We start from the raw sequence: 20,987 nt of genomic DNA, 5'->3' as shown, positions 1-20,987 counted from the left end.
GCTTAACGACGTCGCGGGCAGCTCTATCACTTCCGTCATCCCAACATAGACCGGCGACGAAGAATTGTCCGCGAACTTCACCTTATAGGACCCGGCGGGAATGAACCCTTTGCTTCCGTTCGGTTTTTTCAAGTTGTCCACGTCGATGTCCAGCTTTGTGCCGCCGCTCGCGTTCGAGGCGCTTTTCACCAAGAATGGGCCATAGTACTTCTCGTCGGCCAGGGTGGAGACGTCATAGTCGAGGGCCGCGCCCGTGTTTTCGGGTTGCACGAGCAGTAAGATCTGGAACCACACCTCGACGGGGATCGGCGATCCGTTAGAAGAGACCACCGCCAGGCTAACGATTTGCCCGGTAGAGTTAAAATTAATCTTTATCGTGGTGTTGTTTTGAAGCTCTAGGAGCTTGTCTGGAGCCACCGATGGAACGTCTGGAGAAGTTTTTGAGATATCCGGGGAGGCCGTCGGGGGAATGTCGATCGAAGCCGCGACGGTGATCGTGTAGGCTGGAGATTCGTACCAGGTATCCGTGGCACCGATTGCCTCCGTCTTCTTCGCCAGTAACTTCAGGTCGATGGTGTAGGGGCTGGTTCCATGGGAAACTGTGCCGCTCACCGTCACCATGCGAGTGATCGCGTTCTGGGCAAGACTCAGGCTTACGCCGGAGGGCAGCGTTTCCGTCAGCTTCACGGTGGTGAGATCGTACATTGAGTTGATGGTGAAGGTCCAGGATACGTTAGTTGTTCCGGCGGGGATCGTCGTAATGTTGCCGGGGGCGGGGTTATCCGTCAGGCCGGTCTGGCTCGTGGAGATAGGAGCGGCCTGCGCGATGTCGAGGGGAGCGGTGTAAAAATCATAAATTCCGGCCGCGTCGTCGGTGAAATAGAACTTGAGTCTGTAGAGATCAGCGGCCGAGGCCAGGTCTGTCTCATAGACGGCAGCGATCGCGCCCGCCACGTCCTCCCAGTCCGAAGTCCCTTTCTTTTGCCACTGGTAGCGGTTCGTTCCAGCGATGTTGGCGGACAGGGTCAGGGCGTCATCGCTATTAACGGTCACAGTTACGGAATACTCCGACTCTAGCAGCACGTGGGTCCCTGCGGGAAATTTCAGCAGGTCGGCGTAGTTGGTCTTGTCGGGGACTAATACAACGATGCGATTGACTCCATCGATATAGGTCGGGGGGACAGCGGGCAGCGATAGAGTGACCAGGGGATTTTTCTGGCAAGACAATGTTGTCAGATTGGTAAGGTTAGCGACGTCCAGTTCTGTCAATTGATTTCCAGAGCAATACAAGGACTTCAGATTGATAAGGTTGGCTACGTCCAGCTCTGTTAATTGGTTACTATCGCAATGTAAGTACTCCAAATTGGAGAGATTGGCAACGTCCAGTTCCGTCAATTGATTATTATGACAATACAAGTCCCTCAGAGCGGACAAACTGGAGACGTCGAGAGTTCCTGTCAAACCTCTTCCAGGCAAGTTGAGAGATGTGACACGAAAAACACCCGATCTTTCCCCCCAGGAAATCATGCTTGACGAATCCGTCATCAAGGCTTGGTCTGAATACTCAGAAAAAGTTTCGATAGTTTTTAAAGCTGCGAGGTCACCGTCGTCATAAGTTCGACCCTCATAGATAAACGCCGTCGCCGGCGAAGCGAAAAAAGCGAAATGAATAACAAGAAGGGAAAATAACAAAACGGCAAAATAATCTCTTAAAAAAGAATAATTAGGCCTCTGTGCCTCTGTGCCTCTGTGCCTCTGTGCCTCTGTGCCTCTGTGCCTCTGTGCCTCTGTGCCTCTGTGCCTCTGTGAGCATATACACCATCCTCTCAAAAGTCAAGCGCCTAATAAAGGATTCTCCGCATACAAAGACGCGCGTGAACGTCTCCGTCTTTGCCTTCTCCGCAACACACATATCCATCCGTCACCAGTGATCACAGTCACCCTCGCTTCTTTCTAAAATAAAAAAACGTAAAATTTTTCTAATTATACACAGCCTAATTATACACAGCGTTGAGGATCTGTCAATTCACAGGGATACCCTCAAAAGCGCAAATCGTGGATTTAGGATTTCTCCCAGTAGGCTTCTGAGCTATGTAGATCCACCTAGAGGTAACAAGCTGCGGTTTCGGGGCTATTTACAATAAAGCGATGAGAAAGCCAACGGCTTCAGCCGTTGGATGAGAATCACGCGTATTGCTTTTAACCGGCCCGAACGGTATACTTTCTCTATGAGAGTTAAGCCTATCCCCCCATAAGAAGACTATATGGTCCATCCGCGGAGGGTTTTTGTTTTTTAACGGAAAGGGATAGCGAGGCCAATGAGCGTCTTTGATGTAGCTAAGTACATATTGGAACAAACTGGACCCATAACGGTTTGGAAACTTCAAAAACTGGTTTACTACAGCCAAGTGTGGTCATTGGTCTGGGATGATCAAGCCCTTTTTGAAGATGATTTCGAGGCTTGGGCAAATGGGCCTGTTGTTCGCGCACTCTTCAATGTCCATAAAGGATGCCTCTATGTTGACGCTTCTATGTTCCCGCGCGGAGATTCGAACAACCTGGACGATATCGCTAGAGACACAATAGACATCGTTATCAGGGACTATGGCAAGTTCAGCGGCAGAGAACTTAGCGAGATAACGCATAGTGAACGTCCATGGAAGGAAGCACGTAAAGGCATACCGGCAGGAGAACCATCTGAAAATATCATCGACCGCGACGTGATTATTGATTTCTACTTAGGCTTGCTTAATGTTGAAGAAAACTAAAATCCAAAACCTTCCTCGACAGGGGAAAAATACCTCTATACAATTTTCTCATTCCGACCTGAAACCACCAATTACAAAGTCCGAGATTATGGAAAAACGCCCAAGGTGGCGCTTCTGCCGTATGGACTGGGCATTTTCGATTACATATCTCAAAGCAGAAACCTGTGACTTTGCTCCGCAGTCTCCAACAGGAAGCGCTCAAGCGAAATGTTGTTTGCATATGCTGTCTGACAGACTTAAAGGCTATGAAACAATGACATGGGGAGAAATCACGAATCAAGATAAAACTGGGTCCCATTTCATATCAATCAACGAGTTGAAGTTCCACAATAGAGATCTATACAACAAATTTGAGAAACTCTTAATCGATGACGGAGTTGACGAGCCTTTTTCACTGCGCATCGGAGCCAAAGAGAGACTCTGGGGGATCATCTTAAGCGATGGTACTTTTGAGGCTGTTTGCTATGATCCCTTCCATGCCGGGTGGCCCACAAAAAAACACTAAAGCCTCCTATAGCCTTCTATAAAACGAAAAATTTCGGCTGCGTCGAGGCCAAGACGGAAATGCCGCGTTCGACGCGCTCAAACGGCATGATTGCGATGTTATAGTCCTCGATGTCATGGATGTCATGATGGTTTCAATGATACGGTTATGGTGTTTCCAGAGAGTCCGCTTGCTCGATCAAACCAATAAAGGCGTCTTCCAGAGTAAGGACGGATGTGCCGTTCGCCCTTACGACCCCGGATTTGAGATCGTCGGGCGTGCCGGATGCGATCACCTTGCCCTTGTAGACCAGCGCAATGCGGTCGCAGTACTCGGCCTCGTCCATGAAATGGGTGGTGACCATCACGGCTACGCCGCGCAGAGCCGCACTGTTGATATAGGTCCAGAACTCGCGGCGCGTCACGGGATCGACTCCGCTGGTGGGTTCGTCCAGAAAAAGCACGTCGGGACCATGCATGATGGCGCATCCCATCGCTAGGCGCTGCTTGAACCCCAAGGGCAGCGCCTCGGCTGGCGTCTTCAGATATTGAGAGAGATCGAAGGCCTCGATGACCCGCCGGATAATTTCCTTTTTCTCCTCGCCCTTCATCCCATAAACACCGGAAAAGAAATCTAGATTTCCCTTCACGCTCAACTCTCCGTAGAGGGAAAACTTCTGGGCCATGTAACCCAGGCGCGAACGCGCCTCACCCGGCGCTTTCCCAAAGTTGATCCCGGCGATGGAACATTCCCCCAAAGTAGGGCTCAGAAGTCCGCACATCATCTTGAAGGTGGTGGACTTGCCCGCTCCGTTAGGGCCGAGAAGACCAAAAATCTCTCCGCGCCGGATCGAAAAGGAAACGTCATCCACGGCTGTAAACGCTCCGAAGCGTTTAGTCAGGTGTTGGGCTTCCACGACGCTGCCCGTGACACTCTTCGGGCTGAAAAAATTCGAGACGGCGGGGTTACCAGGCCGAGCACCGCCCAGAATATCTAGGAAAGCGTCCTCGAAACGGGGCTCCGCCGAACGGCAAGAAAGTTCATGTAAAAATTCCGGAGCGGAGTCCTCTGGTGTTATCCCAATCCGTCGGCTCAGGTTTTTCATGTCCGTGTGGAGGGCGCTGCCGTCGCTGCGAGTCACCACTCGCACCGCGCTTCCTTGAATGACGGCGTCCAGCGTCTCCTGCCTTTCCATCAGAGGCATGATCAGGGCACGACGCCGTTCCCGCGCTCCCTCGATCAAGAACACGCGCCCCTTGGCCCTTGCCGATAAATCGGCCGGAGGCCCGTCGTAGAGCAGATCTCCCTCGTTCAACAATAAAACGGAGTCACAGGCTTCGGCCTCATCCAGATAGGAGGTACTCCACACAACCACGCGATTCGGGGTTAGAAGTCCCCGCACCATCCTCCACAATTCCCGCCGCGCCACAGGATCAACCCCTACGCCGGGTTCATCCAGAAGCAACACGGGCGGCCGGGCAAGGAGGGTACAAGCCAGCCCCAGTTTTTGTTTCATTCCCCCGGACAGACGCCCAGCGAGGCGCTTTGTAAAAGGCCCCAAACCAGTAAAGCTCAGAAGCTCCTCGTAACGCTTTCTCCTGTCTCCTCGTGAAACTCCGCGAAGGTTCGCCTGAAGATCTAGGTTTTCCATCACGGAAAGGTCCTCGTAGAGTCCAAAACGTTGGGGCATATAGCCGACCTGAACGTGAATCGCCGCGGGCTCAGTAACGGGGTCGACACCCAAAATGGATAGACGCCCCTCGGTTGGAACGAGAAGCCCGCAGAACAGACGTAACAACGTTGTTTTCCCAGCGCCGTCCGGGCCCACGAGCCCCGTGACGCGCCCCCTCTGGATTTTGGCCGTAATCCCCTTCAATGCCGGTGTTTTAAAAGCGAAGGAGACGTTCTCGATGGAGATCACTCCAGAAACAGGGTCACGGGCATACCGTTTTTCAGGCGATCCCCAAGGTTGTCCTCGACCAGCAGGCGAATACGGTAGACCAAGTCCACACGCTGAGATTCCGTCTGAACCTGCTTAGGCGTGAACTCCGCCTCAGAAGCGATAAAGTTCACCGTTCCCTCCAAGGGGTCGGGGTGGGAATCCGTGAATATCTTCCCCCTCATGCCCAGATGGATTTTTCCTAATTGCGGCTCCGTCACGTAAGACCTCACTTGCACAGGTCTTTTCAGCATCATAGCGTAAACTCCCTGTCCTGCCGCCAGAATCGTCCCAGGCTCCGCAACCCGAGTCAAGATTGTGCCCTCCGCCGGAGTGTAGAGCTTCGTGTCGGAGAGGGCGATATTCGCCTCCCACAACCGCGCCTCAGCCAATTCCACCGCCGCCACCGCCGCCTTGATATCCTCCGAACGGTAACCCTTACGCATCAAATCCAGCGCGGACTCCGCCGAGGTCAGTTCCGCTTTCAGCCGGTCTCGAACGGAAGTTACGTCGTCCAGGTCCTTTTTAGATATGGCTCTCTGGGCGAATAAGTTCGACAGGCGTTCGTAGTCTTTCTCAGCCAGGCTCAGGGATGCCCGTACCTGATCGCGTCGGGCGACGAACTGACGAATTTCCCCGGACTGGTAGCCGCTCTCCATCTTCTCCAGGTTAGCCTGCGCCTGACGCAGGTTCGCTTGCGCTTCAGCTAGCCGAACCTCATAAGGTAACGAGTCGATCTTCCCCAGCAAATCGCCGGAGGCGGCCTGCTGCCCCTCTTCGTAGTAAATGTCCAAAAGCCGGCCAGGGACGCGAAAGCCCAAAAGTACTCGACGGATCTCCACGTTTCCGAAGAGCTTCAACTCCTTATTGGGGGAGGGAGCGTAAAAAACCAATATCCCCTCCCGGTAAAAAATCCATCCTAATCCGACGCCGAGCAAAATCAAAACGAACAAAATTTTCTTCATGCATTGCCGCTCCCTTATGATCGCTTACCGCGTTTTCTTCTTGAAGAACCACGCCGCAAAGAGCAGCGTTACCCCGGCTATGCCACCGAGCCATAAGATTTCCTCCAGGATGGCTGACAGAGATAAATCTTTTAAATAAATCCCCAAGGAGGTCCTGATGATGTGTCTCGCGGGATTCAACAATGTCAAGAGTTGTAAAAAGCGGGGCATGTTCTCGATGGGTGCCACAAATCCCGAAAGTAGCACCGCCGGCACCATGTAGGCGAAGCAGCCCAGGAATGCCTGTTGTTGCGTGTCGCAGATGGATGAGATGAAAAGTCCCACTCCCGTCACCGATAAAATGAAAAGCCAGAGAGAAAACGCCAGAAGTAAGAGACTGCCTGTGAAAGGGACACCAAACACTGTCCGGGCGATGCCGTGAATGACGATGCCCTCGCAAAACGCCAGAAAGACGGCGGGGGATGCCTTTCCGATGACGATCTCCACCGAGGAAAGGGGGGAAACTAGCAGTTGTTCGAAGGTCCCCAGCTCCCGCTCCCTGGCGACGCTCATTCCCGACACGATCAAGGCGATCATCTGGGTCAGCAACACCAGCAGCACCGGCAGGTTGAACCACAGAAATGACTGGTTCGGGTTGAACCAATACCGTGTGAGTACCTCCAGTGGAGGACCGGAAGAAAGGGGTTCTTTTATTAGACCCCATTCGAAGCGCAAATCCCACTCGAACCGCTGAGCGATGGTATTGGCGTAACCGTTGGCGATCTGGGCCGCGTTGACTTTTCTGCCGTCCAGGAGAGTTTGTACGGAAATCGGGTGTCCCAATAAAAGTTTCGCCGAAAAATCTTCTGGGATGTGGAGGACCAGCAAGGCCTGTTGATTTTCCAACGTCGGCCGGATTTCCTGAACACTTTTCAACTCGAAGACGCGGGTAAAGGTGGGACCGGAGGAAAAATATGAGACGAATTGACGGCCCAGGTCTCCGGAATCGCGGTTTAACACCGCCAGAGAAGCGTTTTTCACCTCCATCGTGATGGCGAAGCTGAAGACAAAAAGCATGACGAGAGGAGGCAGGAATAACTGGAATCGAGTCTTTTTGTCCAGCATGACGACCCATGACTCTTTCATCGTCAAGGTGATGACGCGGCGAAATGAGTCACGAAGCGAAGCCATAGCGTCAAGCCAACCGCTTCGGAGTATGTCGTAGGGTGAACCCCAGAAAGAGCGCTCCGAGTGCCGCCAGCTTCAGCATGTTGGGCAAGAGCACGCCTTTAGTGTCCCCCGCAAGAAAGAGGGTGTGCAGACAGGTCACCAAGTAACGAGCTGGCAGAACCGCGGCGATGATCCTTTGAGGCAAAGGCATGGCGTCGATCTCGAAAACAAATCCCGACAGCAGCGCCGCCGGAAGGAACGCGGACAACAACGCGGCGAAAGAAGCGAGATACTGGTTTTTTGTGTAGGTTGAGATGATCAACCCTTACCCCAGAGCCGCGAGCATAAAAAGGGAAGCCACACAGAAAAGCATAAAAAAGGATCCTCGGAAGGGAATATTGAAGAGGCTTACAGCGACGCCCAGAGAAAAGAACGTCGAAAACATCGCCAGCAGATAATAGGGAATCAGCTTTCCCAGAAGGATCTCGAAAGGACTTAAGGGCGTGGAAAGGAGAACTTCCATCGTGCCCCGCTCCCACTCTCGGGCCACCACCAGAGAAGTCAGCATTGTGCCGATGAGGGCCATGATAATCGCCATGATTCCCGGCAGGATGGAATAACGGCTCTCTATCTCGCTGTTATACCAAAAGTGGGGCGTCAAGGTGACGAGTCCTTCCCCGCCAGCCCATCCGGAGACGACCCCGACACTGTAATTTTGAATCAACGCGGCGAGATTAGGGAAGATCCCGTCCGTGGCTAAATATAAAACGGCGGCGTGAGACCCCGAGGAGAGCCATGCCGCGGAGAACCCGCTGGGAATCACCAAGACACCATTCAGCTCATCTGTGGCTAATAAGGGAAAAAGCTCCTGCCGGGTCAAGGCCACAACAGGGCTAAAGCGGGGGCTGCCCCAAAAGGCCATCATTAGGTCGCGGGCTTCCCATCCCTGATCCTCCAGAGCGATACCTAGGCGGATATCTTTGACATCCAGCGATAAACCATACCCAAACAAAAAAAGAAGTACCATAGGCAACACGAAGGCGATCAAAATACTGCTCGGGTCGCGGACGATCTGAAGTCCTTCTTTTTTTACCAGAGCCAACAGCTTCGTCAAACCAGCACCCCATCATTTCAAGATAATTTCATCGAACGCCAAAATCAATTTATTCTTCGATTTATTCTTCAATATTATTTCTTCGATTTATTCTTCAATGACATTTTATTCTTAAATAACATTATATACTGCGTATACTGCCAGAGGGAACATACACGACATCGGCTAAATGACGGAGGCAGGAGAGCAGCTTCTCGGCAATCTTCATTTTATGCTAAGATGTTCGACGTTCGCTAAAATTGAAATGAAGCAGGGTTGTGGCGAACGTTAGGCGAACGTGAAAGGTCGTGATTTTGTGGCAATCTCAAAACTGGAAAGAAAAATATTCAAAAAACAAGAAAACACCCCGCCTCTCAAACCGGTTTCCAATCTGCCTTCCAGCAAGTCGTTTCCTCTTGTCCCGCCTATGATCTTGGCGCCTCTGTGGATTATCTCCCTAACGCTTCCGAATCTGGTTTATTCGGGCGTATATTGGTACGACACCCTCCATTTGATCAAGTGGGTCGTGGCGGGAGTACCCGTGGGGATGGCTCTGATCGTGGCCGGCGCTCGCCTCACGTACCACGGCAGGGAACATGTGAATTTCAAGGTCGATCTCTTCGGAACGATCTGGCTGGGTCTTTTGGCCTATTCGATGATGCAATCTACATGGGTCTCCATTTCCTCAAAGTCCAGTTTCATCCAGGAACTCATCTGTTTCTCTGCCGTGTGGGCCTTTTATGTCATCTCGTGGAACTCCTTTCCCAGTCGGACGTTGCGCCCGCTGCTGTGGCTCGCTAACATCAACGCCGCGATCAATGTGGTGTTCGCGGAACTCCAGATCCGCAACCTCAATGGGATCTCCAACCTGATTCTTCCTACCCCCGGCAACTACATCGGTAACACGGGACAACAAAACATGTTCGGGTTATGGATGGCTATTTGCGTCATGAGCTCCATCTACCTTTACATAGCCTACGCCACAACCCCTTCAGGCAAAAAGCGCCACCCCGTCGTGACGCTTCTCAATATTCTACTTATGTGCATCAATATGTGGGGTCTTTTGAACAGCACCAGCCGTTCTGCTCTGGTTTCTCTAACCGTCGCCCTGATGGTCCTGAGCTTCATCACCTTGCGCCAGTTCGGGAGTGGCTATGTTAAACGCCTAGGGCACGTAGGCATCGCTTTTTTACTGATTTTGGTCGTCGTTTTCGCGGTCAATTCTGGACGCGCCACGGAATTGGTGGCTAAAATATTCGATATGTTCAAGAACATGGAGACCTTTGGTGGGCGAGACGGCATTTGGGCCACGTCGGTCACCATGTTCAATATGCAACCTTTTTCCGGTGTGGGCATCGGCCAGTACAAATGGCACTACCTCGAAGCCCAGCGAGAGATGTTCACGCATTATCCCGATAAACTGTGGCAATACACCCACTGGGCTCACAACGAATTTTTGCAGTGGTTCTGCGAGGGTGGGATTCCGGGGGGCGTTCTCCTTTTGGCGATGTGGGGACTGTGGGCTGCCCTCCTCTTCACGGCGTTGCGGCGCAGGGAGCACGCGGACCTGGAGGTCATCTGGGCCTGCGCCCTCGTTACGCTAATCTCCTGTAACGCTCTGTGGACTCGACCCTTCCATCGCATCGAAAACATCCTGTGGCTTTCTTTAGGGTTCGCGCTGTCTAATCGGGACATGGCGGCGGCCCTGATGCCCCGAAAGATCTTTTCTTTGGGGAGCTTATCCCGGGTCTGTGGCATGGTCTTGCTGACAGCCAGCCTGGGAAGCCTCTATTATTTGGCCGACGGTATGGTGGGCGATAGAATGATCCGAGAAGCCTCGAACTCTCGCAATGCTTCCGTCCAGCGGGGCCTTTTGGAAAGGGCTTCTCAACACTTTATGGTCCACGACGAGGCCCAGAAAAACTTAGGGTATTTTTACCTTCGAGAGGGAGAAAGAACTCAGAACCCCCAGACGGTGTTCGAGGGCTTCAAATTGTTGTGGCAGTATTTTTTACAGGAACCTCACTCTGAGGAACTTCGCGTTTTGCTCGACTGGTCCCAACGTCTTCAGCAGGTGGACATTCTCAGAGCCCTGGCAAGTTACTTGAAGCCGGGTTCCTATCGGCTGGGAGTTCAACAGGATGCTATAGACAGCTTGGGAAATGTGGTCAGCGCGCTCATCTTAGTTCCGCTGCACAGCTCCGGAGGAATGAGGATTGTCGAGCCCGTGCCCGAGGAGGGCATTGATCCTTTTTAACCGAATGCGATTTTAACCGAATGCGATCGAACTCTGCTTTTACACTTATAGAAGTTCTCATAGCCGTCGCCTTGACGGGGTTGATCGCGTCTTTGGCCCTGGCCCCGGTGGTTTACGCAATCCGTCAAATCACGGAGACGGAGGTGGCTTATTCCAACGAAACCGCCCTGCGCCGTACTGCCGCTTTTATAGCTCAGGACGTGATGGCTGGCTTGCGCCTCACCCCAACGGTGGTCCGAGTGATCGATCACCAGCGTTTGGGAGGAGGAGAAGATGACACCTTGATCATCGCCAGTGCCACCCCCGCGAAACAGAACCTGGCGGCCGGTAGCTTGGTCTATCGACTGATCCAACGATCCGTCATGAACGAGGACCGCGTTTCCGGCCTTTATCGCTGGCTTCTACCAGGAACCCTGCCCGAGAACGTGGAATACGAGAAACTGAAGGAAGAGGATGGACAGTTGATCGCTCCCTATATCACGGAGTTGAACCTGTCCGTACTGGAGCCGCCGGAATGGAGCGACAGCTATGAGGGCGGGCTGCCCCGAGGTATGAAGTTTTCGCTTACGCGAGGGGAGGAGCAAGTCGAATATGTGTTCGGTTTTCCCCAATAAAAAGCCTTCTTTTTTCAAGACAAGACAACGGCGCGGCTTTGTTCTGGTGTCCGTATTGCTGTTGGGGGTTCTTTTCATATCCTGCGCTACTTCTTTCGCGTGGTTTACCCGTTTACAGGTGAAGAACGCCTTGCGTGAAAAAGTCTCCTTGGCGAACCGGAGTATGGCTCAGGTCCTGACCCTCTCCATCGTGGCGGGGATCAAGGCCAATACTCTGGTCAACTACGATTCTTTACGGCTCGACTGGTTCAAACCCTTTTTCTTGCCCGCCGGAGACCAGGGAACCTGGGTGGTTCAGGTGCTTCCTTTGGACGACAAGATCCCCATCAGGCATCTTTTCCTACCCGATGGCAATACGCTTCGCAACGAGCTGCGCCAAACCTGGGAAGATCTATGGACGAAGCTGGAGCACCGAGAGCTGACTGACCGGGTTCTGGACTTCCTTGACAAAAACGCCAGGCCCCGCATGGGCGGGGCGGAGCAGGAAACCTATCTCAATCGTTCCCTTCTGGATCTATCGGAGCTTCTGGGCCTGAAGGAAATCACCCCTGAGATCCTGTACGGGGGATCTGAGAAGCAGGGGTTGGCGGATTACTGCACCCTCTGGGGAGACGGAAAAATCAACTTGAACGTGGCTCCCGTGCACGTCATGGAGATTCTCCCCGGACTGGATAGGTCGTTGGCCGAAAAAATCGCGGATTACCGCGAACAGGAGGCATTGAAGGGGACGGCCGACCTTCGCCGGATTCCAGGCTTTCCCGCCAAGGCCGTGACGACCCTCATGAACTTGACGGCTTTCAAAAGTCGATATTTCATGATCAAGATCGAAATCCTGGAGGAAACTGGAGGAGGAACGAGTTTCAACGTTATCTTCGACAAAACGGCCGGTAAGGTCGTCCGTTGGGAAGAGTCTTAATTCCGTTGGGAAGAGTTTTAATAGGAAGAATCCTAAATAGAGCCATGAGCTTGGAATATTTACGTGAAATTTGGAATATTTACACGTGAAATATTGTAAAATGTAGGAGGAGTTCGAGTGCTGTTTTATGAAAATGCCGATTTTTTTCGCGTAACCGCGGAGACGGCTAATAGGATTCCGTCGTTCTCCACGCCGAAACGCGTCAAGTATACCGTGACATTGGCCCCGTTAAAATCGGTGGCGATTTTTCCTTTTGCCTTTCCTTTTAATAACGTCTTTCGCATTCGAGAGGCGCTGAAGTTGCAGGTTCTGCCTTATGCCTCGGTCGGGGAAATGGAGCTTTTCCCCTCGCTTCTGGACAAGACCTCGAGGAGCAGCAGCGGAGTAGCCTGGTTCGTTCCCTCTGCGGATTTGGAAAGCGTGAGAGCGCCGATCCAAGTGGAAAACCGGGTTTGGCCCGCGCCTCTGCCCTTGGTCTCCCAAGTGGAGGGAGAAGGGGCGACGTTTTGGCTGGACGAGGAAAATATCTGCTCCATGCTTTGGCGGGGCGGGGTTCCCGTTCTCTACCGCTGGAAGTCGCGGAAGCGGGCCAGCGAGGAATCGGAACTTGCCTGGTACGAGGCCTACTGCAAGTCCAAAGAGGAAGAGATAGGGAATACATTCACCTTGGACGCGACCCGACCCGAAATAGCCAGTCTGTCGGAGATCGTCAAAAAAAGCCTTGACCTGTACCCCTGGATTGGCGAGGTGAACCTCTCCCGAAGCGCCCTGGACAGCGCGCTCGTACTGGAGCGAACCGTGAGTGCCCTTTCTCGCGTGGCGTCCTGGCTTTTGCTCATGGGACTCTTTGTCTTGGGGGGGAACGTTTTGCGTTATTACGAAACCCGGAGAAGCGTGGTGGAATTGCGCGACCGTTCTTCAGAACTTTATCGTTCGACTTTTGACCCATTGAGGACAGGGCGGATTCCCGACCCGTTGAACCTGGCCATTGTCAAGGTGGCGGAGCTTCGAGGCGGCTCCTCCGAAGGGCGTCTGCTCAACGAGGTATTCACCGATTTGGGCGCGATCTTCGAACAAGACCCCAGTATGGACGTGACTTTAGACTTCGCGCGCTATAATTTAGAAGGGGTCGACTACACGGGTTCCGCACCGAGCATGGAAGCGGCCCAAGATTTTTGGCGGGCATGGACCGCGCGGGCAAGCGTCGCCCAATTGGCCAATCTACAGACCGCACCGGGCGTGGGGTATCGATTCGATTTGAGCGTAAGGTGGTGAAGCGGGCGTGGCGATGAATTTCGATCTGAATTTCAACAAAATACGCTCCATCATCCGGGGAGAGGTAAACGGTTCTGCGCGTTTTCTTGTGGTGACCTTTTGCGCTGCCGCAAGCTGGATTGCCGCAAGCTGGTTTTCCGATATGTCTAAAAACGCGTCTTTATCCCTGACCCAACAAGAAACCCGTTATCAAACCCTTTCGCAATTGGCCGCGGAGTATAAGAGTCTCGCCTCCGATCCCTCCGACGTGAACACGAACGCGGTGGACGTGATGACGACCTTCACACGGGTTTCCGCTCAGGTCGAACTGGGTAGCCGTGTCACCAGAATCGCCCCCGCCCCCGACGGCAGAAGATGTACCGTGGAGATCAACCGCCTTTACGCGGAGGAAATGACGGAGATCGTGCGCGCTCTTGCTGCCCGAGGCATTCGGGTCATCTCCGCGGAAATCCGCGCCCTCCCAGCGGGGGAAGAACGTCTTTTCTCCTTGTACGCCGTCATTGGGACGGAGGCATGAAGGGTATTTTTCGTCGAGAGGTTTTGACAGAATGAAAACGATAAAATTTCTTTTGAAGGGACTTCTGCTAATTGCTGGAGCCGGTATGGCCATGTGGTTTTTTATGCCCTGGAAACAAGTGGGAGAGAGCCTTTTGTTGGCGACGATCCGGAGGTTGCAGCTTTCCGTCACCTACTCCTTCGTGGGGGACGCGCCGGGGGGATTTGTGGTGGAGGATCTGAGCGTCCGCAATTTTATGGGAGTGATGGATGGCTCCATTAGAACCTTGATGATCGTTCCGGACTTGGCGGCGTCTTTGTTGAACATGGCCCCCACCTGCCGGATTTCCTTTACCGGCGGCGTCTTGGGAGACGTGGCCGTGACTCCACTCAGAAAGATCCCTGGTGTCACGATTGGCAATGGCCGCGTGATGGTTTCTATCAGCGCCCAGGGGGTCCTTCTGGAAGGGTTGCGCAGCAACGGGGAACTTTCGATGAACGGAACTCTGCTCATCGCTTCCTCCGCCTATCCTCCTATTCGTTGGGCAGATGTGACAATCGACGTCAAGTCGGAGTCCTTTGAACAAGAAATGCCCGCTTTGGGGAATTTACTGCCTCTACGGCAAGAGTCTCCGGGACGCTGGCTTCTTCGTAGGGCAGTCAATTAAGCAGAAAAAAATAATCAAGAGAATAATAAAGAGAACAATGGAATAATAAAGTATAGAAAGGAAAAGAAGACCATGAAAATAAAAAACGCGGCGCGATTTCTCGTTGCGGGGTTCAGAAAAATGGCGAAGCCGATGCCGAGCAAAAGTGGCGAAAAGCCATTGCCTGCCGTAGTTCGCTCCGAAGGAGGGGTTTATTACCGGCTTTGGACGTGGGCACTGCCGGCTTTGATAGGGCTCGTGCTAGGATGGTTCGGTATGGTTTGTCTGGGGGTCTGGCTAGATGGCGCTAATCGGAGCAACCGTCCCCTTTCCGCTTCTTCCGCCGCCTTCGCGGCGGCACAGGACTCCGATATGTCAAATATGACCGCTTTTTTGAATAGCAATCCCTTCAAAGTCACGCCCATGGTTTTGCCGGACCTAGAGGCGATGGAAGAAGAGAAAGAGGAGAACGCGCCTCCTCCGATCACGGGTTCTCTGGCGACGGCCGTGGTGCGGTGGACCATGCCTGGCACCGGCGTTTTGTTGGAAGACCAGGGGAAACAACATATGATTTTGCTCCGCGAGAGCTTCGATGTTTACAGATTGGAAGAAGTGACCTACCGCCAGGCGATTTTCTTAAAAGGCGAGGAACGCGTGGTCAAGGATTTGAGCTATAGCAAGGAAGGGCTGGCGGCCTTGCCGGCTCCCTCTCTAACCACAGTGCGATCAGCGAAGGGGAACCTAGGACAGCAGGTGCTTGCCGCCGATCCGACGAAAGGGGTCAACGGCGAAATCAACCGGGATATGGTCAATCGGCTGATGGAGAACCCCTTTGAAGAGCTGAGGAACGTTCGTATTCGTCCTGCGGAGGGAGAGCAGGGGTTACAGGTTCAGTGGATCAACAGAGACAGTATCCTGGCCCAGTTGGGGGTACAGAGAGGAGACGTGATCCGCTCCATCAACGGCATCCGCTTCCAGAACATGATGGACATCACTAACTCCATGTCTTCGCTGATGAACAACGACCGATTCGACGTTGAGATTCTACGCAACGGCACAAATACCTCTCTGCGATATGCCGTTCGGTAACGGATGCCGCGACGGCTTCACGCTGATCGAGGTGATGGTAGCAGTGGCGATCATTGGGCTTGTGACCGCGGCCGGATTCAAGCTGCTTACCTTGTCCTTCCGCACGTTGGCCGAGGTCAAGATGGAACAAGAACTGATGAACGAGGCCCAGAAAGTGCGCCTCGATTTTTTGACGAAAGAAGACATGTCCGACAGCGGAGAAAAAGACGGTGTAAAATGGAGTGTGGATACCGACTCCGTTCCTGTTGTCGATGGACTGGAGTTGACATTCCGAAGGCTCACCGTGGAGTATCAGGACCGAAAGATGGTTCTTTACCTGCCGGGAACGCAATAGGCGCAATAGGATGAAGGGAAACGGGTACACTGAGGTCCCTATACCCTATAAAGAGTTTGCGTGATCCTACGATTTCGATTCGAGAAGGTGAATGATTTTGAGGAAATTTTGCGGAGCGCTCCTCTGCATGTTTACGACTTTAATCATCTTTGTTTTAAGTATCTTTGTGTCAACCATTCTTTTGCCCGTACCGCGTTTTTCCATAGCGTGGGCCGCGGACGGAATCTCTACTCCTGGTGCGCGGTTGGAGCAGGACGAGCAGGCCCTGATCGCGGCGGCTCAAGCTATGCGCCGGGCCGGCATGGTCCAGTTTAATTTTACAGACATTGAGCTCGTGAGGTTTGTGCGTTTCATGTCAGAACTCATGCAGAGGAATGTCGTTGTCCCGCCAACCATCTCCGGGAAAATCTCCGTTATCTCTCCCACTCCCTCCAGCCTTCGCGACGCGCGCCAAATTTTCTTGTCCATCTTGCAGACCCAGGGCTGGGCTTTACAGAACATGGGCAGCTACGACAAACTGGTACAGGGAGGCGTCAGTACCTCTTCCCATGTGGGAAGAGGTAAAGGCAGTCCCGGCCAAGGCGAGGAAAGCGTCACCCACATCGTTCCTCTAGACTATATTGTGGCGGATTTTGTGATCCAGGCACTGCAACAGGCTTTCGGGCAGTCTGTCATCGTGCTCCCCGTGGGCAACGGCCGGGATATTGTACTGCAAGGGCGAGCCACAGACGTCAGCAAGGCCGTGGAACTCATCCGCAGGTTAGATATTCCCTCCAGCGCCAAGACCAGTCGAGTTTTTTTCCTGAGCTTTGGTGACCCAGCGGTTATCGCCAACCAGCTCAACGCCATCGCCCAGGCGGGAGGGCTCCTCCGAGGCCTCGCCGCCGTTCCCGACCAGAACAGTCGGCAGATCATCGTCGTGGCGGAACCCAACGTCATCGCGGAGGCTGCCAAGATCATCAAAGAGTTGGACGTGGACCGCCAACAGGGGGATTTTCACATTTACAAGCTCCAAAATATCGACGCCACGGCGGCAGCTGAGCAAATCAGCAAGGTGCTGGCGGCGTCCGCCATGTTGCAGCCCAATCAAGACGGCAACTTTCCAGCCATCGTGGTGCCCGACGTGACCACCAACAGCCTGATTTTCGCGTCCACCCAGCGTCAGTACGACGCTCTCGAAAAAATTCTGAACGAGATCGACATTCAGCCTAAGCAAGTCTTGATCCGCGGCTTCTTGGCGGAGGTCAACGTGACCAATCTGGATAGAGCGGGTATCGACTGGTCCATTATGGGCGGACAGATCTGGGACAACTTCATGATGGGCGGCATGGGACAATTGGGCGAGGCCGCCATCCCCAGCCAATTTATGGAGTGGTTTAACGAACTCTCCCGTAGCGAGCAGCTTCTTGACCGCAACGGATCCACTTACACTGTGACCAACTACGAGCCCTTGGCCCTAGTCTACGCGACCATCGAAATGCTGAAAAAATACGACGCCGTCAATGTGTTGTCGGTGCCGCGTCTGATGTGCACCGACAACAAAGAAAGCTCATTCCAGGTAGGGCAGGTTATCCCCGTTTTGAAGGGCTCGACCTCGGACCTCTCGAACCCCAGCGCCATGCAACAGAACTACGATTACAAAGACACGGGGTTGACTTTGACCGTTACACCCCATATCCGCAGCGGCAACGTGGTGGCACTGGACATCGAGCAGACGACGGAGGATGTACTCACCGCTGCCGGTTCTGTGACACCCGTGACGGCCAAACGCCAGGTAAAAACCTCGGTGGTTGTAGAGGACGGGGAGACCATCATCTTAGGGGGCATCGTAAAAGAGACGGAGAAAGCCCTGAGGCGACGGGTGCCGGGACTTTCCTACATCCCGCTGGTGGGGAGCCTGTTCCAGAAGGTGTCAAAAGAGCGAGAGAAGATCGATTTCATCATCTTTCTGACGCCCCAGATCATACGCGATACCAAACAAATGCGTAAGGTGACAAACCAAGCCGCCAACCTCGAATCGGATTTCGGCCAGACTCGGCCGGAAATGAGCCCCGTGGAGACGGAAGTGGACAGGCGTTTCAGAGAACTGTACGAGAAAAGTCGTAAAGCGCAGTAAAGATGACTTCAAACCAGGAAGCAATAGCGCGGCTGCCCGAAACCCCAGAACTTTCGTTGGAGAAAGAAGAAGCAAAGGGCGGAGAAACGGAAGGGAAAACTGAAGGGAAAACTGAAAGAAAAACTGAAGAGAAACAAATCGTTTCGGCGTTACCCGAAGCCAAGTCCGTCGTCGAGTTACTTCCTGAGTCTATGGGACTCGACATTCTCCGTTCCGCGAAAATCGTGCCCCTCCGGGTAGAAGATGGGGTATTGATCGTTGGGGCAGTATCTCTGGACGCCTACACGAAAGCTCAAATGCTGGGCGTGGCCATGGGATTGCCTATTGATCTCGAATTGCACCCGGACAAGGACATCTCGGACCTATTGCACACCCTTTACGACATCCGCAGCGTGGCCACTGACGAGGCCGCCAAAAATATGGAGGGCATCGAGGACATCGACGACCTCAGTCGGGAAGATGTCTTGAGCGACTCGGTGGACGTGCCGGTCATACGCTTGGTGAACGGGCTTTTTGTGGACGCCTTGAAGCAGCGGGCCACCGATATTCACGTAGAGCCCTACGAGGACGAAGTATTGATCCGCTTCCGGGTGGACGGGGTGCTCCAGGACCGGCTCCGCCTGCCGCGAACCCACCAGGCCCCTCTCACCAGCCGCATTAAAGTTATGGCGAAGATGGACATCGCCGAGCACATGGCTCCCCAGGACGGACGCATCGGGATCACGTTGGGGGACCGGGCTGTGGATATTCGCGTGGGGCTCATTCCCACTCAGCACGGCGAGCGCTTGGCGATGCGTATGCTGGACAAGGGGTATGGGCTTCTCACCCTGGAAGACCTGGGTATGGAAAAAAACGAGCGTGAGGTGATGGAGAGCCTGATTTATCGACCCCACGGCATGATCCTCTTCACCGGACCCACGGGATCGGGAAAGACCACAAGCCTTTACGCCATCCTTCAGGCCCTCGCCAAGCCCCAGGTGAACATCATCACGGTGGAAGATCCCATAGAGTACTCTCTTCCCGGCGTGGCTCAGATTCAAGTAAACGAAAAGGCAGGGGTAACCTTTGCTTCGGCCTTGCGCTCCATTCTGCGTCAAGACCCGGACATCGTCATGATCGGAGAGATGCGGGATTTTGAGACGGCCCATATTGGAGTTCAAGCCTCTCTGACGGGTCACTTGGTGCTCTCGACGCTGCACACCAACGACTCCATCGGAGCGGTGATCCGCTTGGTGGACATGGGTGTAGAACCTTACCTGGCCGCCAGCTGCATCATTGGAACGGTGGCTCAACGGCTGGCGCGGCGTCTTTGCCCCCATTGCCGCCGGCCGGTCAACCCTCCGGTGATGATGGCTCGTCAAGGCGTGACGATGGCCTACGAACCCGCGGGCTGTCCTCAGTGCAATAACACGGGATACCGAGGTCGTTTGGGCCTCTACGAACAGTTCGTGCTCAATGAAGAAATCCAAGAGGCGGTTTCCGCGGGAGTTCCAGCCTCCAAGTTGCGAGATATAGCCCGGGGACGAAATTTCAAAACCCTTTGGGAGATCGGCCTTGACGCGGTGAGCAGCGGAAAGACTTCCCCAGAGGAGCTGACACGAGTGGCAGGAGAAGAATAAAAAAGAATAAAAAATAATAAAAATAAAAGGGGTTTGAGGGGATGCCGCATTTCAATTACTCAGGTTATGACGGCAAGGGAAAACAGACGAAGGGTATCCTGGAGGCTTCCTCCTCTATTCAAGCTGTGGAGCGCCTAACGGAGCGGGGTGTTGTGGTTGTCGACATCTCTCAAGCTGAGGAGAAGGTCGCTCGACAAAAAGCCAAGTTGATGCCTCTAGAATCTCATATTTTGTTTTGCCGTTCCTTGGCGTCGTACCTGAGGTCTGGCCTGCCCTTAGCCGATTCTTTGAAAATCCTGGGCAAGCAGAGCCGTGACAAACGGGTCAGCGCGGCCTTTGGCGCGTTGCTCAGCGCTGTGGAGGGCGGGAAAAAGTTCCACGTCGCCTTGGCCGAGAGTGGAGCTTTCCGGGAGACCCTATGGCGCGTGGTGGAGTCGGGTGAGCAGAGCGGCTCCCTGATCGCGGTCCTGGAGCAGACCGCCGAACAGTTTCGGATGGAGGAGACCTTACAGCGCAAAATCAAAAGCGCCATGACCTATCCCATCGTCATGATTGTAGTGGGCGTCGGGGTTGTCAGCTTTCTTTTGAGCTATGTGGTTCCGAAGATCTCGGTACTGTTCTCGGATATGGGCAAAGCCCTGCCGTTACCCACGCGGATCCTACTCACGCTGGCGGACTTCGTCAATACCTTCGGGTTGCCTATCTTGATCGCCCTCTTTGTCTTTTGGCTGATCATGAAGCGCCGCGGCAAGAAGTTCCACGTTCCTTTCATGAGTGGTCTCCGCGAGCGGTTGATGATTTCTCTGATCATGACGCACCTCGCCACGCTCTTGAAATCGGGGATTCCCCTAGTACAGGGTTTACGGATGGCTTCATCCATGGATGCCAAACCACAGCGATGGCTGGACATCGCTGACTTGGTCAAAGCGGGGCATCGTTTTGATAAGGCGCTGGAAAAAACGGGTTTTCCCGAGGAGGTCGTGTATGTGATTCGCGTGGGGGAAATGGGAGGCGACCTGGTTGAGGCCTTGAGTAACGTGGGGCAGAACAACTGGGAAATCGCTCAGAGTCAAATGGAGCGCATCGCGACGCTGATGGAACCGGCGATGGTGTTAACGCTGGGTATATCAGTGGGTTTTATAGTGGTAGCGATTTTGCTGCCCATCTTCGACCTCTCCAGCATGGTCAAATAATGGTCGAGTATCTTGAATTTGTCGTCTCGGAGGT

General features: G+C 53.6%; 19 protein-coding genes. 13 read left to right on the top strand and 6 right to left on the bottom strand.

All coding sequences use genetic code 11. The annotated features are described in order from the left end of the window. The coding region (locus LBJ36_09755) for a leucine-rich repeat domain-containing protein (GenBank protein MDR1379317.1) at nucleotides 1-1,545 on the bottom strand (1,545 nt) is incomplete at its 3' end. 773 nt (nucleotides 1,546-2,318) lie between these two features. On the opposite strand from LBJ36_09755, the gene LBJ36_09750 reads away from it, so the two are divergent. Together LBJ36_09750 and LBJ36_09745 are read left to right on the top strand one after the other, a co-directional pair. Then, a complete protein-coding gene (locus LBJ36_09750; protein ID MDR1379316.1) occupies nucleotides 2,319-2,768 on the top strand; it encodes a DUF4065 domain-containing protein in 450 nt (149 codons plus the stop codon). Nucleotides 2,769-2,889: 121 nt separating this feature from the next. Continuing rightward, the gene (locus tag LBJ36_09745) at nucleotides 2,890-3,273 is read left to right on the top strand and encodes a hypothetical protein (protein MDR1379315.1); all 384 of its coding nucleotides are present in this window, start codon (nucleotides 2,890-2,892) and stop codon (nucleotides 3,271-3,273) included. A gap of 145 nt (nucleotides 3,274-3,418) precedes the next feature. Here the strand turns inward: LBJ36_09745 and LBJ36_09740 are convergent, their stop codons facing one another. From LBJ36_09740 to LBJ36_09720, 5 genes are read right to left on the bottom strand one after another with little or no spacing between them, the layout of a single operon-like run. Next, on the bottom strand, nucleotides 3,419-5,173 hold the full coding sequence (locus tag LBJ36_09740) for an ATP-binding cassette domain-containing protein (GenBank protein ID MDR1379314.1): 1,755 nt from the start codon (nucleotides 5,171-5,173) through the stop codon (nucleotides 3,419-3,421). Continuing rightward, nucleotides 5,170-6,156 carry an HlyD family efflux transporter periplasmic adaptor subunit gene (locus LBJ36_09735; protein MDR1379313.1) on the bottom strand — a complete coding sequence of 329 codons (987 nt, stop codon included), beginning with the start codon at nucleotides 6,154-6,156 and terminating at the stop codon, nucleotides 5,170-5,172. Before LBJ36_09735 ends, LBJ36_09740 begins: the two co-directional genes overlap by 4 nt. Nucleotides 6,157-6,180: 24 nt before the next feature. Next, on the bottom strand, nucleotides 6,181-7,326 hold the full coding sequence (locus tag LBJ36_09730; protein ID MDR1379312.1) for an ABC transporter permease: 1,146 nt from the start codon (nucleotides 7,324-7,326) through the stop codon (nucleotides 6,181-6,183). 4 nt (nucleotides 7,327-7,330) lie between these two features. Beyond that, nucleotides 7,331-7,627, bottom strand: a complete 297-nt coding sequence (locus LBJ36_09725) for a hypothetical protein (protein MDR1379311.1) — start codon at nucleotides 7,625-7,627, stop codon at nucleotides 7,331-7,333. Between the two features lie 3 nt (nucleotides 7,628-7,630). After that, on the bottom strand, nucleotides 7,631-8,419 hold the full coding sequence (locus tag LBJ36_09720; GenBank protein MDR1379310.1) for an ABC transporter permease subunit: 789 nt from the start codon (nucleotides 8,417-8,419) through the stop codon (nucleotides 7,631-7,633). Between the two features lie 277 nt (nucleotides 8,420-8,696). Here LBJ36_09720 and LBJ36_09715 point away from each other — a divergent pair, with 277 nt between their 5' ends. The 11 genes from LBJ36_09715 to LBJ36_09665 all read left to right on the top strand — a co-directional run bounded on the left by LBJ36_09715 (nucleotide 8,697) and on the right by LBJ36_09665 (nucleotide 20,953). Continuing rightward, nucleotides 8,697-10,655 (top strand): O-antigen ligase family protein, encoded by a 1,959-nt coding sequence (locus tag LBJ36_09715; GenBank protein MDR1379309.1) that lies wholly within the window; start codon nucleotides 8,697-8,699, stop codon nucleotides 10,653-10,655. A gap of 20 nt (nucleotides 10,656-10,675) precedes the next feature. Next, a complete protein-coding gene (locus LBJ36_09710; protein MDR1379308.1) occupies nucleotides 10,676-11,269 on the top strand; it encodes a prepilin-type N-terminal cleavage/methylation domain-containing protein in 594 nt (197 codons plus the stop codon). Beyond that, nucleotides 11,247-12,185, top strand: coding sequence for a general secretion pathway protein GspK (locus LBJ36_09705; GenBank protein MDR1379307.1), 939 nt, complete (start codon nucleotides 11,247-11,249; stop codon nucleotides 12,183-12,185). The genes LBJ36_09710 and LBJ36_09705 overlap by 23 nt, the downstream gene beginning before the upstream one ends. A 117-nt stretch (nucleotides 12,186-12,302) precedes the next feature. Beyond that, nucleotides 12,303-13,460, top strand: coding sequence for a hypothetical protein (locus LBJ36_09700; GenBank protein MDR1379306.1), 1,158 nt, complete (start codon nucleotides 12,303-12,305; stop codon nucleotides 13,458-13,460). Between the two features lie 13 nt (nucleotides 13,461-13,473). Beyond that, nucleotides 13,474-13,977: a type II secretion system protein M gene (locus LBJ36_09695; GenBank protein ID MDR1379305.1), complete on the top strand. Its 504-nt coding sequence runs from the start codon at nucleotides 13,474-13,476 to the stop codon at nucleotides 13,975-13,977. 31 nt (nucleotides 13,978-14,008) lie between these two features. Continuing rightward, nucleotides 14,009-14,623 carry a hypothetical protein gene (locus LBJ36_09690; protein MDR1379304.1) on the top strand — a complete coding sequence of 205 codons (615 nt, stop codon included), beginning with the start codon at nucleotides 14,009-14,011 and terminating at the stop codon, nucleotides 14,621-14,623. A gap of 72 nt (nucleotides 14,624-14,695) precedes the next feature. After that, the gene (locus tag LBJ36_09685; GenBank protein MDR1379303.1) at nucleotides 14,696-15,691 is read left to right on the top strand and encodes a hypothetical protein; all 996 of its coding nucleotides are present in this window, start codon (nucleotides 14,696-14,698) and stop codon (nucleotides 15,689-15,691) included. Continuing rightward, on the top strand, nucleotides 15,678-16,025 hold the full coding sequence (locus LBJ36_09680) for a prepilin-type N-terminal cleavage/methylation domain-containing protein (protein ID MDR1379302.1): 348 nt from the start codon (nucleotides 15,678-15,680) through the stop codon (nucleotides 16,023-16,025). The genes LBJ36_09685 and LBJ36_09680 overlap by 14 nt, the downstream gene beginning before the upstream one ends. A gap of 97 nt (nucleotides 16,026-16,122) precedes the next feature. Then, nucleotides 16,123-18,141, top strand: a complete 2,019-nt coding sequence (gspD, locus tag LBJ36_09675; GenBank protein MDR1379301.1) for a type II secretion system secretin GspD — start codon at nucleotides 16,123-16,125, stop codon at nucleotides 18,139-18,141. A gap of 2 nt (nucleotides 18,142-18,143) precedes the next feature. Next, nucleotides 18,144-19,760 carry a GspE/PulE family protein gene (locus LBJ36_09670; GenBank protein ID MDR1379300.1) on the top strand — a complete coding sequence of 539 codons (1,617 nt, stop codon included), beginning with the start codon at nucleotides 18,144-18,146 and terminating at the stop codon, nucleotides 19,758-19,760. A gap of 41 nt (nucleotides 19,761-19,801) precedes the next feature. Continuing rightward, entirely contained in the window at nucleotides 19,802-20,953 is a 1,152-nt protein-coding gene (locus LBJ36_09665; protein MDR1379299.1) for a type II secretion system F family protein, read from the top strand. The last annotated feature ends 34 nt before the right edge of the window (nucleotides 20,954-20,987 follow it).

The sequence above is a fragment of the Synergistaceae bacterium genome (assembly GCA_031267575.1).
Lineage (GTDB): Bacteria > Synergistota > Synergistia > Synergistales > Aminobacteriaceae > JAIRYN01.
Note: the sequence above shows the minus strand (reverse complement) of the source record. Positions and strands in the feature narration are given on the sequence as shown.

Coding starts and splice junctions, on each gene's coding strand:
- LBJ36_09750 (MDR1379316.1), top strand. CDS start 2,319: ATGAGCGTCTTTGATGTAGCTAAGTACATATTGGAACAAACTGGACCC.
- LBJ36_09745 (MDR1379315.1), top strand. CDS start 2,890: ATGGACTGGGCATTTTCGATTACATATCTCAAAGCAGAAACCTGTGAC.
- LBJ36_09735 (MDR1379313.1), bottom strand. CDS start 6,156: ATGAAGAAAATTTTGTTCGTTTTGATTTTGCTCGGCGTCGGATTAGGA.
- LBJ36_09730 (MDR1379312.1), bottom strand. CDS start 7,326: ATGGCTTCGCTTCGTGACTCATTTCGCCGCGTCATCACCTTGACGATG.
- LBJ36_09710 (MDR1379308.1), top strand. CDS start 10,676: ATGCGATCGAACTCTGCTTTTACACTTATAGAAGTTCTCATAGCCGTC.
- LBJ36_09705 (MDR1379307.1), top strand. CDS start 11,247: ATGTGTTCGGTTTTCCCCAATAAAAAGCCTTCTTTTTTCAAGACAAGA.
- LBJ36_09695 (MDR1379305.1), top strand. CDS start 13,474: ATGAATTTCGATCTGAATTTCAACAAAATACGCTCCATCATCCGGGGA.
- LBJ36_09690 (MDR1379304.1), top strand. CDS start 14,009: ATGAAAACGATAAAATTTCTTTTGAAGGGACTTCTGCTAATTGCTGGA.
- LBJ36_09685 (MDR1379303.1), top strand. CDS start 14,696: ATGAAAATAAAAAACGCGGCGCGATTTCTCGTTGCGGGGTTCAGAAAA.
- LBJ36_09680 (MDR1379302.1), top strand. CDS start 15,678: ATGCCGTTCGGTAACGGATGCCGCGACGGCTTCACGCTGATCGAGGTG.
- LBJ36_09670 (MDR1379300.1), top strand. CDS start 18,144: ATGACTTCAAACCAGGAAGCAATAGCGCGGCTGCCCGAAACCCCAGAA.
- LBJ36_09665 (MDR1379299.1), top strand. CDS start 19,802: ATGCCGCATTTCAATTACTCAGGTTATGACGGCAAGGGAAAACAGACG.